The sequence below is a fragment of the Maribacter caenipelagi genome (assembly GCF_004364175.1).
GTDB classification, from domain to species: Bacteria; Bacteroidota; Bacteroidia; order Flavobacteriales; family Flavobacteriaceae; genus Maribacter; species Maribacter caenipelagi.
In genome coordinates this window covers 290,840-314,208 of sequence record NZ_SNZW01000016.1, presented here as the reverse complement: position 1 = coordinate 314,208, position 23,369 = coordinate 290,840, and the positions used below count along the sequence as shown (strand labels likewise).

The window sequence follows — 23,369 nt, the reverse complement described above, 5'->3', positions numbered from 1 at the left end:
CAATTATACTTTAAAAAGATTAGGATTATTAATTGAAAATTCCATAATAAGACAATTTTATTATTTAGTGTATGAAGTATGTGATAACAATTAAAAGTCAGACTAAAACAATCGTAATTTGAAAGCTTAGTTTTAGAAACTAATAAAACGATCGAACGATGACGTAGTTTTTTACACGAAATAGTTATTTGATGTAAGGAATATTAGAAAAGTGAAGTTTATGAGCTACAAGTAAGTATTAATGTAAAACTCCGAAACTGAAAATAAGGCTTATGTCTGCTCCCGCAGCCATATGGACTTTTTCTTTTTAAGTTCTTATAAAGGATAGATTTTAACCTTAAAACGCTATTACAAGGGATTTACTCAGTACATCCCTCAATCTCCGAACTTGATAATAAAACCCAAGTCTACTATTGCAGCCTTTGAGCTTTTTCTTTTTCCACCTTTACAAAAGTTTGCTTTTGACTTTAAATCTTACTAACGAGGGATTCACCCCGTGCATCCCTCAATCTCCGAACATGACAATAAAGCTCAAATTGTAAAAACAATTTTAGGTCTTTTTTCTTTCACTCGATTTATGAAAACTATGTTTTCAACATGTCGTAAAAGAAAAAAGCCCAATATCTTAACGATATTGAGCTTTGCTCTAAGCGGAGAAAGAGGTTATTGAACCTTTTTATACTAAAACACACTTAATCACAATAAATACAGTACATACCAATGATTATCCAAAATATTTATATCTAAATTATAAGCTTAAAACATAATTAAATATATCTTTACTGTCACCTAAAATGTCACCTAATAACGTAATATGAGATATACATTTAATCTTAAAAATTCGAAATCATCAAGTGACACCCCAATTTTCTTTTCCACTTATTTCAAAGATGAGGGAAGAAAATTTGTTTATTCTACTGGTGAAAAGATTAACCCAAAAGAATGGGACTTCAAGTTAAGAATTCCAAATAACACCACAGGAAGGTCTAGCGAAGCTGAAAAACATAGAACTATAAAACAACAATTAGACAGATACTCTAGTTACTTTTTAGACCTCGTTGGCAGATACAAGAATATTAACGAGCCTTTAGATATAGAAACCACTAGAAATCATTTTGACAAATACTTTAAGAAGACTAAGCCTAAATCAAATAGATTTTTCGAAGTCTATGAAATTTTCTTAGAATCTAAGAAGAGTGATAAATCAGGTGACGCAAATACTTCTAGTACTATTAAAAGATATGAATACAATAAGGATTTGCTAATAACCTTTCAAGCCCACACTAAGAGAAATTTAAACTTAAATAAGTTTGACAGTAATACGTATAATTTATTCCTAGACTATTGTATTACGGTTAAAAATCATTCCTCTAACACACTTAGAAGAAATGTAGGTTTATTAAAAACTTTTTTAAACTGGGCTTTAGAGAATGCCTACACCCATAATATATCATTTAAAAGTTTCAAAACGCCAACTGCTTTTGTCACGGATGAAGTAGCATTAACAATGGACCAGGTTAATCAGATTTATGAGAAAGACTTTTCCAAGAATAAAAAATTAGAAAAAGTAAGAGATTTATTTGTGTTTGGATGTTCTACAGGAATGAGATACGGTAACTATTCAAAAGTAAGAGCTAAGGATATAATTGATAATTGTATCTCAGTTATAGATAACAAAGACCAAAATAAACAATTAAAAATCCCGCTAAACAAAATATCAAAAGCTATACTTGAAAAGTATAACTATCAACTTCCTGTAATTTCAAGTCAAAAATTTAATGTTTACATCAAAGAAGCAATTGGGGATGTAGATGACTCATATAAAGAAGAAATAAAGAAAACTACAAAAATTGGCAATAAAATAATTGAGGAAGACATAATGTTCTGCGACAGGATATCTAGCCACACAGCACGAAGAAGTTTTATTACTATTATGAAAAACAAAAAAATTCCTGATAAAATTATTATGGAATTTACAGGGCATAAGAGCCTAGAAATTTTTAATAAATACTACAAACCTAACGAGGAAGATAAAAATGATTTTATGTCTTCTGTTTGGAATAACTAAAATAAATAATGGATAACGAACAAAAAAAAATAGATGATTTAACCAACATCGCTAAAATAATCCTTGAGAATACAATGCTTAAAATTGATATAGAAGGACAAAATAAAATAAATGAGGAATTACTAGAAAAAATTGAATTAAAACAAAATAAGTACAATGAAATTTTTATCGAAAATGGTAAACTAAGAGTACAAATTGAAATTATAAAAGACGAAGTTAAGGCGACAAACGTAGAAGAAGTTTTATCTATTATTCGCAAACTTAAAGACACCTTAAAAGATAGTGATTTTCATAAAAAGCAATATGAAACTTTGGTGCGTGAAGTAGACTATGTATATGTAAATCAATTTGACAAGTTACTATGGGGAGACAATTATCCTTCTCTAAAAGTATTTTTCGATTACTTACAAAAAATGAATTGTCTTAATATTAATTGGAGTCATTTTACTAATCTTATGAACTATGGGAATACAGAAGTCATAAATTTAAATACAGGTGTACTCTCTAAGCAAGATTTAGGTTATCTATTTTATACAATTAAACCATTCTTCTTAAGTGAATTTAATAATACCGTCAAGAGATATATCGCTATTATTAAAAGAAAATTCTTACTTAATGGAAAAGTATTAGATGATAATTTCTTAACAAAACGTATATGTGGCTATAAAAAAAGTGATATTCCAACTAATTTGAAGCTTGAGGAAATTAATCAAATAGCTTTAGATATCGCTAAGCGGCATCATTAAATCAGAAATTTTAATAGGATATTTTAGAAATACCCACTTTTTACCCATCGAATCTTCCTAAAATCACTTCATATCACATCTAAAGCTCTTATTACCAGTAATTTATGTTAGCTTAAAATTTAACTTTTACCCGTTTTATCCTCCGACGTGGTCTTGCATTCTTTGTATGAACTTTAAACATATAAGATTTATGCACAAATTTATTATCACAACACAGGAAGAACTAACGCTTATTATTGATAAGTCCGTTAGTAAAAAATTAGACGGATTACGAGAGCTCATCATGAACAAAGTAAATCCTTCAAAACAAAAACTTACCGTCAAGGAGGTTGCTCAAAAACTCAATGTCACAGAATTAACTACCAGGAATTATATCCAGAAAGGTTATATCAAAGCTGACAAAATTGGTAGAAGAGTACTTATTGATGCTTCTGAGCTTGAAAAATCCTTAACCGAAATCAAATCACTTAAATACAAGAGATTATGAATTCATTTTTCCAGCAGAACGGTTTTTCAATTGAAAACATTGAAATCCAATTAAGACAAATCAACGGTCAAATCGAATATAATAAAGCTAAATACCCATTGGATGTTGAAGCTAATCTATTCTTTGACTGGTGTCTTAAAAGATTTGATATAATAATTGGACTAGTAAGATTTAATCCAAGATTTGGATGGTCGGAAATTCAAAAAGAAATGGACAGGTTATTTCGATTAGACAATGGCTTGACAGGATTTCAATTGAATTTAGATTTTGTAGACACCGATAAACCTAAAAGAGCATTAATAGAAAGAAATTTTTTAAAATTATGAATAAGCAAATTACAGAAAAGCCAACATATATACGTATTGGCACTGAATATTACAAAATAGTTGAAATCCCATTATTTAGTGGTGATAGTTTAAAAACCATTAAAAAATGGAAAAAATCCGAAATCATTACTGACGAAGGTAGAGATGCATTGAGCAGTATTAAAAAGTATGACGGTTTTTGTTTTATTCCTTCACATACAAACTATCAGCAAGAAATTAAGAATTTTTACAATCAGTATGAGGAAATAGACATAAAACCTAAACCGGGGGATTTCACTGAGACAATAAATTTTCTAACACATATTTTTGGAGATCAATTAGAAATAGGGTTGGATTATTTGACAATTATATGGCGTCATCCCACACAAATACTACCCATTCTATGCCTTGTTAGCGATGAGCGACATACCGGTAAAACAACATTTCTCAATTGGCTAAAACTCATTTTCCAAGGTAATATGACCATTAATAAAAATGAAGACTTTAGAAGTCGATTTAATGCTGATTGGGCGTCTAAATCAATAGTCGCAGTAGATGAAGTACTCCTGGACAAAAAAGAGGACAGTGAACGTATTAAAAACCTATCAACAGCAGTTAGCTACAAGACAGAGTCTAAAGGTGTAGACAAGGTAGAATCGTTCTTCATCGGTAAATTCATATTATGTTCTAATAATGAGACAAATTTTATTCAAGTTGATGAAAAAGAAATTAGATATTGGGTGATTAAAGTCCACACCCTACCGCAGGTTAATGGAGACCCAAAATATTTGGATAAGCTTCGTTTAGAGTTGCCACATTTTATCGACCATCTAAACAAGCGAAAAATTTCCTCCCCTAATAAAACTAGAATGTGGTTTACAAAACAACAGATACACACTGCTGCTCTAGAAAAACTTGTAAATGGAAACAGAACGTATTTAGATAAAGAAATACAAGAGATAGTATTAGATGACTTTATTAGATATGAAGTTGATGAGATAAGTTATTCACTTGGTGATTTAGTGGACAAACTCTCTAAAAATAATATAAGGACATCTACTTTTAAAATTTCAGATGCGTTAAAAACAAAATTCGGGCTTACAAGTACGAACGGTTCTTATAACAAATACAGTTTGATACTGAACACCAAAAATGAATATATCGTAGTAGCAGATAAGTCAAAAGGTAGATATTTTACCTTCCTGAAAAAAGAGTTAGAAGAAATGCAACAATAATACTTGTCGCAGTGTTGAATTAAATCTTAAAACTATGTACGCCAAATACTTAAAACATAACTTTTAGTCAACAATGAATCAACAACCAAAAACACGTTTTAATAATTTGTGCGTTGACAAGTTGTTGACTTAAAGTTTATCTAAAAACTCCTTATCTCATTACTCTCATTGTCTTATTCAACAATTCGACAATAAAATCTTAAACTTTAAACTCACATTATTATAATTAAGTACGTGACACACATGTTTACAATTTCTTTCTAACAATCAAAGCCTACCCTAGTTTTCACGCTCGAAAACCATTGCCTACCCTAAGTTCACCCCTAAAACAACCATCACCTACCCCAGCCTACCCTATGTACTACCCTTTAATAACCATCACCTACCCTAAGTTCTACCCTAAAACAACCATCACCAACCCCAGCCTACCCTATGTACTACCCTTAAATAACCATCACCTACCCTAGCCTACCCTAGGTTCTACCCTAAAACAACCATCACCTACCCTAGCCTACCCTAAGTTCTACCCTAAAATAACCATTACCTACCCTAAATTCTACCCTGATACAACCATCACTAACCCTAGCCTACCCTAAGTGCTACCCTTTCATATTTAATATAAATAACAATCGAAATAAATTTAATCGTACCAAATAAGCTATTTGCGAATATTGATTGTAAGGGTCGACCAATTTTATTTATTAAATACCGTTTTAAGCAAATAATGATTAACATCTTGAGCATTCATATCAATGTTTTTAATTGGCTAGAATATTATTATAGAGGACTAGTACCTGATTAAGCTATTACTGACAAATAATCTAAGTGCATTACGGTTATCCGTAAATCAAATAGAAAATGTTTTAAGACTTTAGTAATTGTTAACTATAAATATAAATAGAGGGTTTTTATATGCTATGACATACTTCAATAATCTATAGTAAAATATTTAGAATATTAGATTTTTTTTATACAATGAAGCATGTAATAGCAAAGCCAAATCCTTAAATTGAACATTTTTACACATCAACAAGAATTTCTTACATATTCAATGACCAAAACAAAATTATCCCTTTTTCAATTAGAACAATATTTAGCTAAAGCAGCTTGGATTTTAAAAGGTCCTGTAGATGCGTCTGACTATAAAGTTTATATTTTCCCTCTTCTATTTTTCAAGCGTATTTCTGATGTTTATGATGAAGAATACAAAATAGCTCTTGAAGAATCTGAAGGTGATGAAGATTATGCCAATCTACCTGAATTTCACAGATTTATTATTCCTGAACATTGTCATTGGAACGATATTAGGGAAACAACTACGAATGTAGGTCTAGCAATAGAAAAAGCGTTACGCGGTATTGAACAGAATAATCAAGAATACTTATATGGCATTTTTGGTGATGCGCAATGGAGCAACAAGAACAAACTGCCTGACCATTTGCTTATAGACCTCATAGAACACTTCTCACAATTTAATTTAAGCAATAGTAAAGTTGATTCTGATTTGTTAGGTAATGCATATGAATACCTAATTAAACACTTTGCAGATTTAACCAATAAGAAGGCAGGAGAATTTTATACTCCTAGGTCTGTAGTGCATTTACTAGGTTTAATTTTAGACCCACATGAAGGAGAAACCATTTATGATCCCGCTTGTGGTACGGGTGGTATGTTATTAGAATGTGTAGATCACCTAAAAGACAATAATGAGGATTACCGTACCCTAAAGCTTTATGGACAAGAGAAAAACCTGACCTCTAGTTCTATTGCCAGAATGAATATGTTTCTTCATGGTATTGAAGATTTTCAGATAGTTCGTGGAGATACGTTACGCAACCCTGCTTTTTTTGAAGCGGACGGATTAAAAACCTTTGATTGTGTTATAGCCAACCCACCTTTCTCTTTAAAAGAATGGGGAGCCGAAAATTGGGCTAATGATCCTTTTGGTAGAAACATTGCAGGTGTTCCTCCTTCTGGCAACGGAGATATGGCGTGGGTACAACATATGATTAAGTCTATGAATAGTACCGGGCGCATGACCGTAGTATTACCACATGGTGCTCTATTTAGAAAAGGTGCAGAAGGAAAAATTAGAAAAGCACTATTAGAGCAAGATATATTGGAGGCTGTTATAGGTTTAGGACCAAATATTTTCTATGGCACTCAATTGGCGGCTTGCGTTATGGTTTTCAAACAGAATAAAGACGAAACCAAAAAGGACAAAGTACTTTTTATAGATGCCTCAGAGCATATTCGTGTGGGTAAGGCACAGAATCATTTAGAATCTACACATATAGATCAAATTTTTAATTGGCTAATATCTTATAAAGATGTTGAGAATTATGCTAAAGTAGCCACAAAAGAAGATTTGTTAGAAAATGGATACAACTTAAACATTCCTCTATACGTAGAAAAAAACATTGAAGACAACTTGCCTTCTATTGAAGAGGCTTTGGCAGATTTAAAAACTGCTTGGAATGAAAGCTTAAAAGCTGAAAAGAAATTTAAAACAATTTTGAAAGATTTTATATAAATGACCCAACAGCAATTAGAAAAATACCTTTGGGGTGCTGCTACGCAATTACGCGGAACAATAGATGCCGGAGACTACAAACAGTACATCTTTCCGCTGATGTTTTTTAAGCGTATTTGCGATGTCTATGACGAAGAGTTTGAAAATGCTCTAAAAGAAGGCGATGGAGATTTAGAATACGCTGCCTTTGCAGAACACCACCATTTCTTGGTGCCAAATGGTGCACATTGGAACGATGTTCGTGAAACCACAACAAACGTTGGTATTGCTATACAAGATGCCATGCGTAGCATTGAAAAGGCAAACCCAGGAACCTTGTACGGCATATTTGGTGATGCTTCTTGGACCAACAAGAATAGGTTAAGTGATGAAACCTTAACGAACTTAATTGAACATTACTCGCAACACAAACTAAGTTTAGAAAACGTACCTGACGATCAATTAGGTAATGCTTACGAGTACCTTATTAAAGAGTTTGCAGATGATTCCGGACATACCGCAGCAGAGTTTTACACTAATAGAACCGTAGTAAAACTAATGACCATGATTATGGACCCACAATCGGGAGAATCTGTTTACGACCCAACCTGTGGTTCTGGAGGTTTGTTACTAAACTGTGCTCTGCATTTACGTGATGAAGGCAAGGAATACAGAACCTTAAAATTATATGGTCAAGAAATAAATTTGATTACCAGTGCCATTGCCCGAATGAATATGTTTATGCACGGCATAGAAGAATTTAGTATAGTACGTGGCGACACATTGGCAAACCCTGCTTTTTTACAAAATGACGAATTAAAAACCTTCAATGTAATCTTAGCTAATCCACCATACAGTATAAAAGCATGGGATCGAAAAAGTTTCGTCAACGACCCCTATGGACGTAATCTTTGGGGCACACCACCACAAGGTTGTGCTGATTATGCTTTTCAGCAGCATATTCATAAAAGTTTAGATAAGAAAAACGGTCGCTTTGTTATTCTTTGGCCACATGGAATTTTATTTAGAGATATGGAAGCAGAAATGAGACGTAAAATGGTTGCCGAAGATCAGATTGAAGCGGTAATTGGTATAGGGGCAAATTTGTTTTATAATTCGCCAATGGAGGCAATGATACTCGTCGGTAAAACTAATAAGTCAAAAGAAAGAAAAGGCAAAATATTGTTTGTAAACGGAAAAGACGATGTTATAGATAATAAAGGTTTGGCTTATCTCCAAGAAAATCATATTAATAAAATATATAAAACTTATAAAGATTTTGTAGACATACCTCATTATGCAAAAGTTGCAACAACTGAAGAGATTCTTGGGTTTGATGGTAATATGAATATCAATTTTTATGTGAAGAGAGATAATTCAGAAAATGAAATTTCATTTCCTAAAGCATTTAAAAAATGGAATGAAGATGGGGAAAAACTGAAAAAATCTATGAATAACCTATTTGAAGTCCTTAACTAAATGAGTGAAATAATAGAAAATACAATTGAAGAGCTTCGTTTAGATAAAAGTAAGTGGAAGCTAACTAAGTTTGGTGACGTTGCTATTCAGGAAAAAGGTAAAGTAGATCGTGATAATACTACGCTAACACGATATATTAAAGGTGAGCACATGGGCTCGGAGGACCTTCATATCAGAAAATGGGGAGATTTGACAGATGAATATTTAGGTCCTGCATTTATACGAAAGTTTGAAAAAGGAGATATTCTTTATGGTTCACGAAGAACATATTTAAGAAAGGTTGCTATTGCAGATTTTGATGGAATAACTTCTAATACAACATTAGTCATTAAGGCTAATGAGGAAAAGATAGACAAACGATTACTTCCATTTGTTATGATGTCGGAAGGTTTTACCGAAAACTCAATTAAAAACTCTAAAGGCTCTGTAAATCCATATATAAATTGGAAGGATATTGCTAAGTACGAATTTCTGCTACCACCAAAAGACCAACAAGTCAAACTTGCTGAATTACTTTGGGCTATGGATGATGTTATTGAGGGGGAGAAGGAGGTTTTGAATAAAATAGAACATGCATATTTTACATTAGTTGATAATTTGTTCTCGAAGAAAAAAGAGAATTGGGAATATATAAGACTTGATAAAATTGCTAAAATAAATGCTCGTTCTCTGAAATCTAACACGAATCCAGACTATGAATTTAGGTATTTAGATTTAGCGGGTATAATTGAGCCAAAAGTTATTGGTGAACTAAAAAAAATGAAATTTTCTGATGCACCAAGTAGAGCAAAAAGAGTTGTAAATGATAATTCTATAATACTAGCTATGGTTAGACCTTACCAACAAGCATTTGCTTACATAGATGAAGGAAAGGACATTATTGCTTCAACAGGAACAGCTGTCATTAATGTTTCTGATGATATTAATTCTAAAATTATTTTTCATCAATTTTTTTCCAAAAAATTTACTAGATATTGTGAAGATAGAATGACTGGAACTAGCTATCCAGCAATTACACCTACAGATGTAGAAGAGTTTAAAGTTGCTTTACCGAAAAACAAAGATTTAATTTCAGAAGAAGCTGAAAAATTAGAAGAACTTGATGATTCTACAAAAATTGTCAAATCAAAAATCTCAAGTTCCAAAGCCCTACAAAAAAGTTTAATTAATCAGCTGTTTTAAATATGAGTCATTTAAAATTTCATGTAGTAAGTGCTGGTCAACCTGACGAAGATTACATAGAGAAAAACTTTAAAAGGATAATTGAAAAAAAGGCTTTTGTTTTACATGAAAATACAAATCAAAAGGGAAGCTACTTTGATATTTCCACAGGAGACATTTTGATATTAAAATATCATCGAAATTTTGTTGCTTATGGCAAAGTAAAGAACAGATTTATTAATAATGAAGATGGTTTTAATCACTGGGCATCTGTTGAAGAATGGATTTTTAAAGATGATAAAGACTTTACTGATGGCACACCACGTTACGGAATAGACAAGGCTACTGAGGCAGGTGGTAAATATGGAACTGTCAAAACTATTTCTACAAAATTTGCAGTTCAAAAAATAAAAGAAATTAACCAGATTCACCCACTTTATAATTTCATTGTTAATTCTAGCAATAAAGAAAATAATCAAATGGAAATTGAAAACATTATAAACGTTTTAGAACACAAAAAACAGATTATATTACAAGGACCACCGGGTACAGGGAAAACTTATTCCGCAGAAGCTATTGCAAAACAACTAACAGAAGTTGAAACTTTTAGTAATCCAAAAGAAATGTTGGATGAGTTCTATAAAAACTTTAATCGTGAGAATAAAGAAGTAGTTAATTACAGAATTGAACGAAAAAAATTAAGAGAGCAATTTTTAGATGAATTCCCTAAGGAAAACCTGAAAGAATTATCATTAGAAAACTATTGTATTGGTACAGGAGAACGTGATAATTTTTGTTGGTGGATTGAACGTGGTTTAAAAATACTTGGTTACTATTTTCCAGGCAGCTCTTTATCTTATCGTTTATATTGGTCAAAATCTAAAGACGAATACGTAAAAAGTGGTTTCGTAAAAGATATTACAGATGAATCTGAGGCAATGAAAGCTATAGCAGAAGCTATATATAATCTTGTTGAATCAAAAAATTATAATGAAGCAAAAAAATATTTTGGTGAAAGTTATATTTTAAAAATTTTAAACACATACTACCCAGAAGAGTATGCCCCTATAAACGCTGCAAACTATATAAAAAATGCCTTGTCTCTTTTTAGTATTGAACTAGGAAATTTAAATTTTGTTCAGCTTAACCAACGATTATTAGCATTACACCAACAAAAGAATATTGAGTTTAACACAGATGTAGAGCCTCATGAGTTTATGCGGTTTTTATTTGAAAACTTCAATATAAAAGAAGGTGAAAAACTAGATGCAAATCAGGTTGTCACAAAAGGTGCTTTCGAATTGGTTCAGTTTCATCCTGCTTACTCTTATGAAGATTTTGTGAGAGGTATAGTTGCAGAAGTAATAGATAAGCAACCAATGTTTTCCGTAAAGAATAAGATTCTAGCCAAATTTGCAGAAAAGGCTATAGATAATCCAAAAGCAAAATTTGTATTAATCATTGATGAAATTAATAGAGCCAATTTACCCGCAGTTTTAGGAGAGTTAATTTATGCACTCGAGTATAGAGGTAAAACTATTAATTCATTATATGAATATGAAGGTGAACGTAAAATTAAACTACCAAACAACCTATATATTATTGGCACTATGAATACTGCAGACCGTTCTGTAGGTCATATTGACTATGCTATTAGACGTAGATTTTCTTTCATAGATGTGTTACCTAATGAAATGTATGTACCTGATTTTGCCAAAGACAAATTTCAGAGCGTTAGTAATTTATTTGAAAAGGAATTTTTGTCTTCCGAATTTAAAAGAGATGATGTTCAAATAGGTCATAGTTATTTTATGGCAAATACTATTGAAGAATTGGAGATTAAAATAAAATTTGAAGTTGTTCCTATTCTTAAAGAATATGTAAAGGATGGGGTTTTGACTGAAGATGCAATATTAGAGATAGAGAAATTATAAATGCCGAATACAACTGAAATAATAACAATTGGAGAGCATAAAGGAACTTGCGCTATCATTGATAGTGAAACTCTAAATACATACTATTTCAAAAACCAAAAATTTGGAAAATATAAATCTCAAAATAAACCCTGCTTTTCAATTTACAATAATGTAGTATCCTCTCATTATTTTATTGGTGTAGATTGGTTATGCAAAACTAGTAATCGTGCCATTTGTATTTCACCAAAACTAAATAATGATGGTTTTGAAACTGATTACTTAAAAATGCTGTTAACCTGTTTAAATGATGCGGTAGCATCCAAACATATTAATAGTATTTATGAAATTAAAAGTCAAGATGACCCTATAGAAATCAATCAATCGTTAGACCTATTATCACCTCTATTAGTAATTCAATTTCTGAATTTAGTAAAACAATTAGTAGAAAAAGGATTGAAGAAATCATATTATCGCGAAGAGAAACATTTAAACGCTCGTATAAAAGGGAAGCTGTTAGTTTCACAAACTCTTAAAAAATATACTTATAAGAATGAGCCGTTAAAAACAATATGCGCATTTGATACATTTGGTTTAAATCATCCTGAGAATCAATTATTAAAAGCTGGACTTTTATTTGTTCAAAAATATTTAAGCTCTTATCCGGAATATGCTGCTTTAGCATCAAACGCTTTGCAATTTTGCCTGCCTGCTTTTGAAGAAGTTACAGTTCCCAAAAACATATCAAGCTTACAAAACTTTAAAACCTCACCTTTTTTTAGCAGTTATAAGGAAGCAATTAATATTGTAAAACTAATTCTAAAACGTTTTGGGCATAACGTAAGGGCCATAGAAGCCAGTAAAATTCAAACACAACCATTTTGGATTAATATGCCTCTATTATTTGAGTTATATGCATTTACCTTTCTACGAAAAAGGTATGGTATTGATATACATTATCAATACAAGTCAAATTATCAAGAGTTAGATTTCTTATTGACTCTTAAAGGTGAAGAAATGGTAATTGACACCAAGTATAAAACAAAATATGGAAGAGGTAAAAATAATAAGGAAGATATTAGACAACTAGCAGGATATGCTAGAATGGATAAAGTTTATGAAAAACTAAGGAAGCAAAAAAATGAAATTATTGACTGCCTAATCATATATCCTATTAGAGATAAAGAAAATCAACATTATGGTTTATTAAACTTAGAACAAAAGGTATCAATTAATAAATATAACGGGTTCTATAGTTTAGGTCTTTACGTGCCTAGTATTCAAACTAAAGTTGGTGAAAATTAATTATATGACTAAAAAAGATTTAATCGACCGTATTAATAGTAAATATGATACGACGCTAACAAATAGTAATACTAGTTATTCCAAGATTAATAAATCTAAAGAAGTCTGGTGGTTGAACATTAAAACACATAAATTTCATGATGATGTGCATTTACTTTTAAAAACTGACCAAGAAGTTATTTGGATTTATCTAACCAATAAATTCACCAAAGATATAAACGCTAGCTTTAAAATTAGACCAGATAGGAATGCCGTTGATTTAGAGATTTCAGCAGATAAAAGTTATATGTATTTACGGGATGTTAAATCTGGCGGTACTGGGTTTGATTTTAACAAGTTTGTAAAAGAGATTATAAAATTTTAAAGAAAAAATGGGTTATAAAGTTTTTTATTCATTTCAAACTGATATTAACTCCAAACTTAATTTAGGTTTCATTAAAAATGCAATCAAAAAAGCAATTAGGAATATTAAGGAGTTTGATATTGAACCTTTGATTGATGGGTTTGGGGAGGTAGGTGGAAATCCGCCTTTACTTGAAACCATGCTTAAACATTCTTCTAATGCAGATGTGTTTATTGGTGATGTGACCTTTACCTCTTCAAAAATTTGGCAGTCAAAAGGAGTTAGCTTCCATGATGATGGCAAACAAATTTTAATCGAAATTGACAAACCAATTTCAAATCTCAAACCCGCACCTAATCCTAATGTGCTCATAGAAACAGGCTATTCCTGGGGACTTAAAAATTTTGATAGAACTATTTTGGTTATGAATACTGCTTTTGGTGAGCCAGAAATGCTACCTGTAGATATGAAAGGTCTTAGATACCCCATTACTTATAATTTATCAGAAGAGAGAGCAAATCAATCAGATATCAAATCAGAAGAACAAAAAAATCTTGTGAAAGCATTCGAAATAGCGATTCGAAATTCAATTAAGTCAAGTATTAATCATCAGTCAGATATATTAAGCCCTTTACAACTTTATACCTCTTTAGCAGAAATAAGTCGACCGCCATATATTTTAATAAAAACAATGAAAAAAATAATAAAGAGGTTAAGACTTACAATATCTAAAGATGACAAACCTATAAGAATCATCGCACCTGCTAAAAGTGGTAAGTCTAGACTTTTATTTGAACTATTTAGAAAAAATGACGATTTAGAAGAAATTACCGAGTCTAAAAACAGGATGGTATACCATGACTATAACGGCGCTTTGGATGGAGATATCGCTCAAAAATTAGATATTCTAAAAAAACGAAATATCGATACAATTTTAATCTTGGATAATTGTCCTGAACATAAAATCGAAAGTCTAGAGGAGCTTTTCATGGGTTCAAGAATAAAACTTATTACTACTAGTATCAATAGCCAGAACAGCCGTAATGAAATTATTATTACAAAAGGTGATCAAATTGATATGTGTACCGAAATACTTGAAACAAAATTTTCATATAACAAATCAGTTGAATTAGCAAATAAGCTAAATGGCAATATTAAAATGGCAATACTAAATCTTAGTGATAAAATTTCTTTTGAAGGTCAAACTTCTTCTCTAGAATTGATAAAACAGGAGATTGGAAAAGGTAATGTTGGAAAAGGTGCTGTCGAATTATTAACTAATATTTCTTTATTTAAATATATAGGCATTAAAAATGGTCATGAGCATGATTTAAATGTATTATTGAAGATATTTTACCCCGACACTAAACCAGAAGAAGTTAAACAAATCCTTGATTTATTAATAGAACATAAATTAATTAATCGCAAGGGTGATTTTATTCAAGTTAATACAGACGATGAGGAATTAACTTACGAATGGTGGAAAGATATTGATTCAACAAAAATTGATCAGATTCATAATTTAGAAAGCAATAGTCTTTTTTATAGATTAATTGATAAGCTACTTAAAACACATAAAAGAATTCCAATACCATCACTTGAACACAACTTATTTGGAAATGATAAATTTCTTACTAAAAACAACTTTTACGAAACCTCTATAGGACAAAAATTCCTAAATGATTTTGCCCATATTTTTCCTGAAAAAGTTCTCAACCTATCAGAGTCAATAGTTAAAAAGCATATTTAAATGAATGATGATATTGTAGATATACTTAATAAGCTTGCGAGATATAAAATAACTGCCTACAAAGCTATAGCCTTGTTATACCAATTATCCATTTCTGACGGTGATTATAAGCACGATGCTTTAATTAGTATTAGAAACAAGTTTTATATATATCTATCTAACAACGCATTAAATTTAGAAAAGCGAATAGAACTATTAGATAGTCTAAAAAAAGATTTTGGCATAACTGAATCTCTAATCCATATATATGGTTCAATTTTAAAAACAGAAAGATTTTTTGGTACAACAAACGGTGAGTCAGAAGTTGACAATTACCAGGATGTTGATATTAAAAATTATAATGAAATTAAAGAATATTATAAATATGCTTTTGAAGCTTTAATTGACGCTTTAAACACCAATGACTCTTATCTTTTAGAATTAATAGAACAAAAAATAATTGAAAGGTTACAAGAACAATATAGATACGGCAATTATGAAATAATATTTAGTTTAATAAGGAAACTAGTTGTTAAACAAGGAAATCTCCCTATTAAGTTGAGAAGTAATATTGATGCCTTAATAATATCACAACCTAAATTAATCAAAGAAGATATTTTGAGCCTTAAAGCATTCCTAGAAGAGTTTAAAATAGAAACGACAGAAGAAGAACTTAAAACGATTATTATTGATGCTCCGTATTTAAGTGAGCGAAATGAAAATGGCAGTTACAATGATTTATCTCAAAAGCGAGCAAAGGACCTTGCGAAAAAGTATATTGAAAATAAGGTTGATTGGGAAACTTCACTTCCTAATTTGTTAGTTAATGAACAAAAGCAAACATATCATTTTGCAGAAAAAATAGGACAATCAGATTACAACCATCATTCTTTGCTTGAAAACGCATTCTCCTTTTTGGATAGAATTGATAAAGAACAGCATAATATTTTATTTATAAATGGTTTGGTACATGGAGTCGATAATGATGATTTTACCAGAAAAGCAATCGACCTAGCTTTAAATAATAAAAATACGATTGAAATTGGAATTCATTTAACAAGATTTTTAAAACCTATTCTACTAAGCGATTTAGCACTTATAAAACCTTTCCTAATTCAAAATCCAAATTACTTAAGACTGTTAGAATACATTGATATTCTGCACTTAACTAATGATGAATTAATTGAACTAACATCTTGGTTAAATAATATTAATTTATCATTTACATTAGAAATTTTAGATCGAGTAATAAGAAACGAACCTAGACGATGGATTGCCTTAAAAGAGATTGTTAATCCATTAATATATCAAAAGGAAATACTATACAACACAAGCTTTATAAACAATTCTTTACACATCGAAGAACTGATTAAGGTGTCCGTTATTGATAATCCAAATATAAAAAATATTAATTTTATTCTTAGCGAGATATTTGAATGCTATGAAGACTTTAGCTTCCAAAATAGCACCTTATTAAATTCTTTAGTATATTTTTTTCTAGACCAATATTGGGATAAATCCTGGCCGTTAATTGGAGATTATATTATTGAAAAACAAAACGTACCCCTTACCTTTAGCTACCTCTTATCATCTATTTCTTTTGATAATTCAAAACTTTTAGAGTGGGTTAAAGAAAAACCTGGGAACCGAGAAGTAGTTGCTATGCATTGCCTTAAAATTTTTCAAAAATATAACCAAGACGACAGTAAATTAAAATTTGAACCTGAAGTAATCTCTTTAATTGATAATTATGGAAATAATCGAAAAATGCTTGCAAAGTTGGAGGAATCATTAACATCATATACTATTCACACAAACAGTGCTGAATTACTTTATTTGAGAAGAAAAGAACTGGTTCAAACTCTGAGCAATCATCCCTTAGAAGAAGTACGGGTTTTTTCCTCAAAAATGTCTGCCAAATTTGATTTATTGATTGAACAAGAGAGAAATTTTGAGACTAACCATAATCTTAGATTTTGATTACTATTCTAAATTTATATAATTAGCATATGACATTACACGAAGCCATTGAACAAGTATTAGTAAAGTCAAATAAATCTTTATCTGCAAAGGATATTGCTACTATTCTGAATAAGAATAGTTGGTATACTAAAAAAAATGGTTCACAAATAGCTAGCAGTCAAATTGGTGCAAGAGTTAAAAACTATCCACATTTATTTAGTAAAATAGATGGTCTAATTAACTTAAAAAGTAAGACAGGTATTTTGCCTAAAAAGGCTGTAAAAAAATTAAATAAAGTTTCTGCAAATAGAGTTTTGTCTAACTCAAATTTATTTATGAAAGTTTTAATGAGTCAAAAAAACTTCAAACCAATTAAAGAGAGTGAAATTAATATTCCCGACAAACCTGGCTTATATTGTATTAGAATAAAAAATATAAAAGCGTTGAGTTCTAACTTCACTAAAATCCTACACGAAAGAAATCATAATATTATATACATAGGTTTAGCCTCAAAAAGTTTAAAGAAAAGGTTTTTAGGGCAAGAATTACGTGCAAAAGGTCATGGTACCTTTTTTAGAAGTCTAGGTGCCGTTCTAGGGTATAGACCAGAAACAGGTTCCTTAGTGGGCATGAGAAATCAAAATAATTACAAGTTTTCCAAAGCGAATGAGCAAAAAATTATCTCTTGGATAAACACTAACTTAATTATTAACTGGGTAGCTGTTGAGACTCACTTAAGCGAAACAGAAAGCAAATTACTTAATGCGTATTCACCTTTATTAAATATAGCAGGAAACCCCGGCAAGCTTAATGAAGTAATTGATTTGCGTAATGAATGTAAGAGAATTGCCAGAGGCATAAAATAGAAATAACAAATGAAATGGTACCAGCCAGATAAGAGATGGGAAATTTGGGGTATAACTACCAAGGAAGAATTTGTAGATAAATATGTGGTACCAGGCAAATTTCACGATAAGGTACCAAAAGATGTAATTGAGGCGTTTGAAACGGTAACCTACCTTATGGCTCATGCGTATTACCATTATGAGATGTTGGATGTTGCGGTGGAAAAAGCGCTACTTATAATGGAATTAGCATTGAAACTAAAAGCGCATCAGCTGAAAATTCCTTTAAAGCAAAAACCTAATAAGAAAGAAGTGGTTTATGACAAATCCTTAAATACCCTTATCCGCGAAGTTTGTAAACAAAAGGAACTCTCTTTTCTAGAACCCGAATTAAACAGGGCCAGGCAATGGAGAAATACCAAAATGCATCCTAAAAAACATACCGTAAGCGGCCCAATAGGTTATCCTCATAGAAATGCTAAGCTTTTTGTCAATATTATCAATAAGCTCTTTATGTCTAATGAGCAGTTATCCCAAATAGCAAGCAAACAAAAGGAGCTGCAAGAAAAAATTAAAAAATTCGATTATGGCCTTTTTATCTTGGAATTGACTCAAAGAAAAATCCTTTTTACAACTATTTACCAAACAAAGTTTCTAAAATTGGGAAGCGTAGAGATTACTCTGGTATTTATTCAACCCGTATTAAAGGATGTGGTTTCAGCCATAAAAAACTACGACCACACACCCTTAGTGATTGGTTTTTCAAAAATCTCAATTGACAATCACAGAATCACAGGTAAAGATATAAATGGAGATGCTATTCACATATATCCAAATGTAAATCCAGAAAATATTCCAGTATGGAAACAGTATGAAAGGGATTGGGAATCTTTAACCGAATACGAAAAACGGGAATTTAACCAATTAAACGCCCGCGAAGCTTTATGGAAAATTGAAGAACTGACTTACCAAAATTGCTGGAATTAAACGATACCAAAGTGTAAAACCTTTAATAATATCTCATATCGCGATATGCAATATTTACTCATAATAAATTGTATTTATGAAAGTTATATCATATTATTGCATATCGCGATACACGATAATTATGAAAAAAAGCAATTTACATCAAATGAAACCACAAGATATCGTGGTATTAGCAAAGTTAATTTCTTTAAACGACCCTTCGTATACTCAAATAGATCTAGCGTTAAGCTTAGAAATGAGTCAATCAGAAATAAGCAGTTCTTTATCCCGGTCCACTTATGCGGGTCTTTTAGTTAATAATGGAAAAGAAGTTAATCGAAAGCTATTTTTCGATTTTATAAAATATGGCTTGGCTGTCTCATTCCCACAACACCCAGGAGCGATTGTACGAGGTACTTTAACAGCTCATAGTGCACCTCCATTAGACAAGGAATTTTTAAGTGATGAAAAATATGTATGGCCATATGCAAAAGGTAAAGACAGAGGTCAAAGTATAATTCCATTATATCCAACAGTACCAAAAGCTGTCCATTTAGATTCAAACCTTCATAAATTACTAGCGTTATTTGATGCCGTTCGCGTTGGTCGTGCGCGCGAGAAAAACAAAGCATTAGAAATTCTAGAACAAAAATTATGTTAAAATATACCTTAATAAATAAGGAGGCAACAAAGAAAGTCGCCTTAGCATTGGGAAGTTTAAACGAACAAGTAGTTTATGTAGGTGGTGCAGTAGTAAGTCTTTATATAAATGACTCAGCAGCAGAAGATGTTCGCCCTACAAAAGATATAGACCTTACCTTTCAGATAGCAACACCAAGCAAGTTGGAAGAATTACGCCAAGATTTAAATGCAAAAGGGTTTTACCAAAGCTCAGAAGAAGATGTTATCTGTAGATTTTTATATGAAGATTTAAAAATTGACGTTATGTCAACTCAATCTGTTGGGTGGGCACCTTCTAACCCTTGGTTTGAAAAAGGATTTGATAAGAGTATAGCAGTAAATCTAGAGGACATCATTATTAAAGTATTACCTCTACCCTACTTCTTAGCTACTAAAATCGAAGCTTTTCTTGATCGAGGTATAAAGGACTTGTATGCAAGTCATGACCTAGAAGATTTAGTGTATTTATTTAACTATACCTCAGATATTGATGCTCAGGTTTTAGCCTCTAATAGCGATATAAAATTATACCTAGCAGAAAAATTAAAGGCATTTACGGAAAACCGTAGTGTCATGACTGCAATTAGCGGTAGCTTGTATTATGAACAGGCAGATGAACGTATGGAAATTATTAAAGAACGTTTTCAAAATATAATTGATGGCATTTAACGAACTCAATAGCGTAGAGCATTATATCATTCACCAACTTAGCGGAGTTAATTTAAATGAAAATCGACTTGATGAAACCAAAATAAAATATGGAGCATCTTGGAAATTTCAAACTTCTACAGAAATAGAAAGGGGTATCAACGAAGTTTTAGTTGAAAACGAACTTAAAGCTGCATTAGTTCGACTTAATCCAGAGATTACTGCTAATCCAGATTTAGCAGATGAAGTCATCTATAAATTAAGAGCAGTTCTATTAGCAGTTAACCAAGTAGGGTTGGTGAAAGCAAACGAAGAGTTCTTTAAGTGGCTTACAGGTGAAAAAACAATGCCTTTTGGGGAAAACAACCGACATGTACCAGTTAGATTATTAGATTTTGATGATTTAACAAATAACAAATATGTAATAACTAACCAATATCGTATTCGTCATCGTGAAACCAAAATTCCCGATATCGTAATGATGATAAATGGTATACCTGTTGTTATCGGCGAAGCAAAAACTCCAATTAGACCTTCAGTTAGTTGGTTAGATGGCGCTCATGAAATACACGATGTCTATGAGGATAATGTACCTCAATTATTTGTGCCAAATATTCTTTCATTTGCCACAGAAGGAAAAGAATTGTATTACGGAGCCATACGTTGTCCGTTAGAGTTCTGGGCACCTTGGAGATTAGAAAACGATGATGATACTTTAGCAAAAAGATTGGGCTTAGGTGAAGTTGGCAAAGAACTTTCAGATTTATTAAGTCCAGAACGATTACTAGATATTCTACAAAATTTTTCTTTATTCTCTACAGACAAGAAAAAACGCAGAATTAAGATTATACCCCGCTTTCAGCAATATGAAGGGGCTAACAAAATAGTAGAACGCGTAAAAGAAGGTAAGATTAAAAAAGGGCTGATCTGGCATTTTCAAGGTTCAGGAAAATCTTTCTTAATGGTTTTTGCAGCACAGAAACTAAGGCGTACTCCAGAATTAAAAAGTCCAACAGTAATCATTCTAGTCGATAGAACCGATTTAGATACTCAAATTAGCGGCACTTTCAATGCAGCAGATATAGCAAACGTTGAAACCACAGATAACATTAAGGAATTACAAACGATGTTAGAACGGGATACCCGTAAAATTATAGTCTCGATGATTTTCAAATTCAGGGATGCCAAACCTAATATGAATGCACGAGAAAACATCATTGTGTTAGTAGATGAAGCACACAGAACACAAGAAGGAGATTTAGGGAGACAAATGCGTGCAGCCCTTCCTAATGCTTTCCTCTTTGGACTTACCGGAACACCAGTAAATAAAGCAGACAAGAATACTTTTTGGGCTTTTGGTTCAAAAGAAGATAAAGAAGGATATATGTCACGTTATACCTTTCAAGATTCCATTCGTGATGATGCTACTCTTCCACTCCACTTTGAACCTCGGTTAGTAGATGTACATGTAGATAAAGAAAATATTGACAAGGCATTTAAAGAGTTTAAAGAAAGTGCTGCTCTAACAGATGAAGAAGCAGATGCACTAAATAAAAAGTCTGCAAAAATGGCTGCTTTTTTAAAATCTCCAGAACGTGTTTCAAAAATTGTAGCTGATATTGCCTTACATTTTAATGAAAAGGTAAATCCTCATGGTTTTAAAGGTATGATAGTAACCCCAGATCGCTATGCCTGTGTACAATATAAAGAAGAATTAGATAACTATTTTCCAGAAAAAGCTAGTAGAGTTGTCATTTCAACTTCTGCCAATGACGCTTTAGAATTCAAGCAAAAGTGGGGAATGGACAAAAGCCAACAAGAAAAAATGGTGGATGAATTTAATGATAGGCAATCAGATTTAAAATTCATTATTGTTACAGCAAAATTATTAACTGGTTTTGATGCTCCAATATTACAAACCATGTATTTGGATAAGTCAATAAAAGACCACACATTACTACAAGCAATTTGTAGAACCAATCGACTTTTTCCGAAGAAATATTTCGGTAGAATTGTAGATTATTTTGGGGTTTTTGATGATGCTGCAAAAGCTTTACAATTTGATGAAGAAAGTGTAAAAACAATAATATCAAACCTATCTGAATTAAAAGAAAAGTTACCGCAAGCTATGCGTGACACCTTAGGTCATTTTATCGATGTAAACAGAAAAATAAGTGGCTTTGAAGGTCTTGAAGCTGCCCAAAATGCAATAAACACTGATGTCAAAAAAGATGCATTTGCAAGAGATTATAAATTTCTATCAAAACTTTGGGAATCATTATCCCCAGATAGGATTTTAGATATTTACAATGAAGATTACAAATGGTTATCTCAAGTTTTTGAATCTGTAAAACCGGCAGGTGATAATTTGGGCAAATTTTTATGGTTTTCATTAGGAGCCCAAACAACTAAATTAATACATGAAAATATTCATGTAGGCGATGTGCATCAATTAGATGAATTTGTTCTAGATGCCGATGTAATTGAAGAAATATTCAATAATCCAGACCCGAAAAACGCTAAAAAACTGGAAAAAATTTTAGCAAAAAGATTTAAGAAACACGCTGGAAACCCTAAGTTCAAAAAATTAAGTGATCGCCTTGAAGAATTAAGAGATAAAGCAGAACAGGGACTAATTACCTCTATTGAATTTGTGAAAGAACTTTGCAAGTTAGCTAAGGAAACTGTTCAAGCAGAAAAGGAATTGGAAGAACTTATTCAAGAAAAAACACCCCAAGCGGCGTTGACAGAATTGTTCTTAGACCTTAAAACAGATAAAACTCCAGCCGTAGTAGAACGAATTGTATTAGATATAGATACCATCGTAAGAATGGTAAGCTTTCCTGGCTGGCAACAATCTAATCAAGGAGAACGTGAAGTTCAAAGTTCTTTAAGGAAGATACTATGGGTGAAATACAAGATTAAAGATCAAGTTTTATTTGATAGAGCATATGCTTATATTAAAGAATATTATTAATAGATTC

Annotated in this window: 18 protein-coding genes; all 18 read left to right on the top strand. The window is 31.5% G+C overall.

Annotated elements, in window-relative coordinates:
- Positions 1–814: 814 nt before the first annotated feature.
- A complete protein-coding gene (locus DFQ03_RS13835; RefSeq protein ID WP_133673766.1) occupies positions 815–2,068 on the top strand; it encodes a tyrosine-type recombinase/integrase in 1,254 nt (417 codons plus the stop codon).
- Positions 2,069–2,076: 8 nt separating this feature from the next.
- Entirely contained in the window at positions 2,077–2,814 is a 738-nt protein-coding gene (locus tag DFQ03_RS13830) for a hypothetical protein (protein ID WP_133673765.1), read from the top strand.
- Between the two features lie 190 nt (positions 2,815–3,004).
- On the top strand, positions 3,005–3,301 hold the full coding sequence (locus DFQ03_RS13825) for a helix-turn-helix domain-containing protein (protein ID WP_166637477.1): 297 nt from the start codon (positions 3,005–3,007) through the stop codon (positions 3,299–3,301).
- Positions 3,298–3,627: a hypothetical protein gene (locus tag DFQ03_RS13820; RefSeq protein ID WP_133673763.1), complete on the top strand. Its 330-nt coding sequence runs from the start codon at positions 3,298–3,300 to the stop codon at positions 3,625–3,627. The genes DFQ03_RS13825 and DFQ03_RS13820 overlap by 4 nt, the downstream gene beginning before the upstream one ends.
- Positions 3,624–4,841, top strand: a complete 1,218-nt coding sequence (locus DFQ03_RS13815) for a primase-helicase family protein (RefSeq protein ID WP_243834503.1) — start codon at positions 3,624–3,626, stop codon at positions 4,839–4,841. The genes DFQ03_RS13820 and DFQ03_RS13815 overlap by 4 nt, the downstream gene beginning before the upstream one ends.
- Before the next feature lie 1,009 nt (positions 4,842–5,850).
- Positions 5,851–7,374: a type I restriction-modification system subunit M gene (locus DFQ03_RS13810; protein ID WP_243834502.1), complete on the top strand. Its 1,524-nt coding sequence runs from the start codon at positions 5,851–5,853 to the stop codon at positions 7,372–7,374.
- Entirely contained in the window at positions 7,375–8,832 is a 1,458-nt protein-coding gene (locus DFQ03_RS13805) for a type I restriction-modification system subunit M (RefSeq protein WP_133673762.1), read from the top strand. It abuts the gene before it with no gap.
- Complete coding sequence (locus tag DFQ03_RS13800) at positions 8,833–10,014, top strand: restriction endonuclease subunit S (protein WP_133673761.1); 1,182 nt, start codon at positions 8,833–8,835, stop codon at positions 10,012–10,014. It abuts the gene before it with no gap.
- A gap of 2 nt (positions 10,015–10,016) precedes the next feature.
- Positions 10,017–11,927, top strand: coding sequence for an AAA family ATPase (locus tag DFQ03_RS13795; protein WP_133673760.1), 1,911 nt, complete (start codon positions 10,017–10,019; stop codon positions 11,925–11,927).
- A complete protein-coding gene (locus DFQ03_RS13790; RefSeq protein WP_133673759.1) occupies positions 11,928–13,211 on the top strand; it encodes a 5-methylcytosine restriction system specificity protein McrC in 1,284 nt (427 codons plus the stop codon). It abuts the gene before it with no gap.
- Between the two features lie 4 nt (positions 13,212–13,215).
- Complete coding sequence (locus DFQ03_RS13785; protein ID WP_133673758.1) at positions 13,216–13,575, top strand: hypothetical protein; 360 nt, start codon at positions 13,216–13,218, stop codon at positions 13,573–13,575.
- A gap of 7 nt (positions 13,576–13,582) precedes the next feature.
- A complete protein-coding gene (locus DFQ03_RS13780) occupies positions 13,583–15,304 on the top strand; it encodes a hypothetical protein (RefSeq protein ID WP_133673757.1) in 1,722 nt (573 codons plus the stop codon).
- Entirely contained in the window at positions 15,305–17,263 is a 1,959-nt protein-coding gene (locus DFQ03_RS13775) for a hypothetical protein (RefSeq protein WP_133673756.1), read from the top strand.
- Positions 17,264–17,292: 29 nt separating this feature from the next.
- Positions 17,293–18,111: a GIY-YIG nuclease family protein gene (locus tag DFQ03_RS13770; RefSeq protein ID WP_133673755.1), complete on the top strand. Its 819-nt coding sequence runs from the start codon at positions 17,293–17,295 to the stop codon at positions 18,109–18,111.
- A 9-nt stretch (positions 18,112–18,120) separates the two neighbouring features.
- A complete protein-coding gene (locus DFQ03_RS13765) occupies positions 18,121–19,077 on the top strand; it encodes a hypothetical protein (protein ID WP_133673754.1) in 957 nt (318 codons plus the stop codon).
- Between the two features lie 121 nt (positions 19,078–19,198).
- Positions 19,199–19,717: a hypothetical protein gene (locus tag DFQ03_RS13760; RefSeq protein WP_243834501.1), complete on the top strand. Its 519-nt coding sequence runs from the start codon at positions 19,199–19,201 to the stop codon at positions 19,715–19,717.
- Entirely contained in the window at positions 19,711–20,406 is a 696-nt protein-coding gene (locus tag DFQ03_RS13755; protein WP_133673753.1) for a nucleotidyl transferase AbiEii/AbiGii toxin family protein, read from the top strand. Before DFQ03_RS13760 ends, DFQ03_RS13755 begins: the two co-directional genes overlap by 7 nt.
- Positions 20,396–23,362 carry a type I restriction endonuclease subunit R gene (locus tag DFQ03_RS13750; RefSeq protein ID WP_133673752.1) on the top strand — a complete coding sequence of 989 codons (2,967 nt, stop codon included), beginning with the start codon at positions 20,396–20,398 and terminating at the stop codon, positions 23,360–23,362. Before DFQ03_RS13755 ends, DFQ03_RS13750 begins: the two co-directional genes overlap by 11 nt.
- Positions 23,363–23,369: the final 7 nt, after the last annotated feature.

Excerpts from the sequence above, each read along its gene's own strand:
- DFQ03_RS13835 (WP_133673766.1), top strand. The coding sequence starts at position 815 with ATGAGATATACATTTAATCTTAAAAATTCGAAATCATCAAGTGACACC.
- DFQ03_RS13830 (WP_133673765.1), top strand. The coding sequence starts at position 2,077 with ATGGATAACGAACAAAAAAAAATAGATGATTTAACCAACATCGCTAAA.
- DFQ03_RS13825 (WP_166637477.1), top strand. The coding sequence starts at position 3,005 with ATGCACAAATTTATTATCACAACACAGGAAGAACTAACGCTTATTATT.
- DFQ03_RS13820 (WP_133673763.1), top strand. The coding sequence starts at position 3,298 with ATGAATTCATTTTTCCAGCAGAACGGTTTTTCAATTGAAAACATTGAA.
- DFQ03_RS13815 (WP_243834503.1), top strand. The coding sequence starts at position 3,624 with ATGAATAAGCAAATTACAGAAAAGCCAACATATATACGTATTGGCACT.
- DFQ03_RS13805 (WP_133673762.1), top strand. The coding sequence starts at position 7,375 with ATGACCCAACAGCAATTAGAAAAATACCTTTGGGGTGCTGCTACGCAA.
- DFQ03_RS13800 (WP_133673761.1), top strand. The coding sequence starts at position 8,833 with ATGAGTGAAATAATAGAAAATACAATTGAAGAGCTTCGTTTAGATAAA.
- DFQ03_RS13795 (WP_133673760.1), top strand. The coding sequence starts at position 10,017 with ATGAGTCATTTAAAATTTCATGTAGTAAGTGCTGGTCAACCTGACGAA.
- DFQ03_RS13790 (WP_133673759.1), top strand. The coding sequence starts at position 11,928 with ATGCCGAATACAACTGAAATAATAACAATTGGAGAGCATAAAGGAACT.
- DFQ03_RS13785 (WP_133673758.1), top strand. The coding sequence starts at position 13,216 with ATGACTAAAAAAGATTTAATCGACCGTATTAATAGTAAATATGATACG.
- DFQ03_RS13780 (WP_133673757.1), top strand. The coding sequence starts at position 13,583 with ATGGGTTATAAAGTTTTTTATTCATTTCAAACTGATATTAACTCCAAA.
- DFQ03_RS13775 (WP_133673756.1), top strand. The coding sequence starts at position 15,305 with ATGAATGATGATATTGTAGATATACTTAATAAGCTTGCGAGATATAAA.
- DFQ03_RS13770 (WP_133673755.1), top strand. The coding sequence starts at position 17,293 with ATGACATTACACGAAGCCATTGAACAAGTATTAGTAAAGTCAAATAAA.
- DFQ03_RS13765 (WP_133673754.1), top strand. The coding sequence starts at position 18,121 with ATGAAATGGTACCAGCCAGATAAGAGATGGGAAATTTGGGGTATAACT.
- DFQ03_RS13760 (WP_243834501.1), top strand. The coding sequence starts at position 19,199 with ATGAAAAAAAGCAATTTACATCAAATGAAACCACAAGATATCGTGGTA.
- DFQ03_RS13755 (WP_133673753.1), top strand. The coding sequence starts at position 19,711 with ATGTTAAAATATACCTTAATAAATAAGGAGGCAACAAAGAAAGTCGCC.
- DFQ03_RS13750 (WP_133673752.1), top strand. The coding sequence starts at position 20,396 with ATGGCATTTAACGAACTCAATAGCGTAGAGCATTATATCATTCACCAA.